Source organism: Lysinibacillus sp. PWR01 (assembly GCF_043359455.1).
GTDB lineage: Bacteria > Bacillota > Bacilli > Bacillales_A > Planococcaceae > Lysinibacillus > Lysinibacillus fusiformis_F.
This window is the reverse complement of sequence record NZ_JBHERJ010000001.1, coordinates 1-1626: the sequence shown is the minus strand read 5'-3', so window position 1 is coordinate 1626 and position 1626 is coordinate 1. Positions and strand designations below refer to the sequence as shown.

The 1626-nt window shown below is 36.0% G+C and carries 1 protein-coding gene; it reads right to left on the bottom strand.

Features of this window, described 5'->3' with window-relative positions:
- Positions 1–15 precede the first annotated feature (15 nt).
- Positions 16–1589 (bottom strand): IS3 family transposase gene (locus ACEVFT_RS00005; protein WP_393947453.1). Its coding sequence is split into 2 segments (ribosomal slippage): positions 16–947 and positions 947–1589, totalling 1575 coding nucleotides; the frame shifts between segments, so codons are not numbered across the junction.
- Positions 1590–1626: the final 37 nt, after the last annotated feature.

Sequence of the window (1626 nt, the reverse complement as noted above, 5' to 3'; positions counted from 1 at the left end):
ATAATAAAACACGTATTAAGCTGCTTGAGTCCTGAATTCTAACGGACTCAAGCCGTTTAATCGTTTCTGATAACGATAGTAATTATAAAAATGAATATACTCATCAATCGCTAGTTTTAACTCCTCATATGAATCGTACTTATGTAAATAATACTTCTCACACTTTAATGTGCCCCAAAATGATTCAATTGGTCCGTTATCAATACATCGACCAACACGGGACATACTTTGTGTCATATTGGTTGTTTCCACAATTCGCTTAAATTCCTTCGATGTATATTGAAAACCTCGATCACTATGTATTAATGGCTGCTCGCCTGATTCTAATGATTGAATAGCTGATTTTATTGTTTTGAAAACAAGGGAATTATTATTCGAATGACCTAACACATAACTCACAATTGAACCATCATATAAATCGATAATTGCACTTAAATAAGCTTTTTTCCCGTTTCCATACTTAAACTCTGTGACATCTGTACACCATTTTTCATTTGGCTTTTTCGATGAAAATGCTCGATTTAATACGTTCTCCGCCACATGATGTGCTGGGGATTTACGATAAGGCTTGCGCTTTCTACGAATAACAGACTTCAATCCACTAATCTGCATTAAACGATAAATACGCTTTTCGTTAACCATCGCTTGATTATCTTCTTTTCGCTGATGATTGATCGTCAATGTTATACGACGATAGCCGTAAATACCATCTACTTGTTGGTAAAGGAGATGAATGTCCTTTAAAATGGCTTCATTTTCAACTTCTCTGTTAGAAGGCTTGCGACTTAGCCACTTATAGTAAGCTGCACGCGAAACACCAGCTATTTCACATAGTAAAAGAATCGAAAGTTCTTCCTCTCGATGTAATTCTTGAATCGCTAAATAGCGTCGCTGTAGACGTATTTGGCTTAACGATGCCTCCTTTCGATTTCCTCTAACTTTTTTAAAAATAAATTTTCTGCACGTAAACGTTCATTTTCACGTTCAATACGTTGAATCTCTAATTTCAATTTCTCCTCAACGGTTAATTCGACTTCATCTTTTGTGCGACCACGACGATCACGTAATCCCTCTTCACCGTTCGTTTCAAATTTCTTCGTCCATTGATATACCTGTTGATACGAAACACTATAGGTGTGCGCTGCCAACTGATAATTTTTCTGGTGCTTCAAACAGTACTCGACAATCTCAATACGTTCCTCAAAAGTTGTCTTTCTTCCATCTGTCATAGCTTGACTCATTCCTTTACCTGAATCTTTTATTTCACTATGACTAGTATACTTTTTTACCCAGCTTTTTAAAACGGAGGTACTGCTAATCTCGTATTTCGCCAACACCTCCATCTGTGAATAATTCTGTTGAATGTAGTCCTCCACAGCCGCTAACTTTAACTCTTTTGAATAGAATTTACATGAAGTCGCTTCTTGTAATCTTTCACGTCCACCTGCCTCAAATTTCATTTTCCATCTTTGAAAAGTTTGATGATCTAATGAAAATCTTTCACACAATTCATTTATAGAATAGTGACCTTCTTCGAACAATTGAAGGATATGTAGTTTCAACTCGAGTGAATGTTTGCTTCGCCCCATAAGAAATACTCCCCTTAGATAAACAGATTTTATTTTT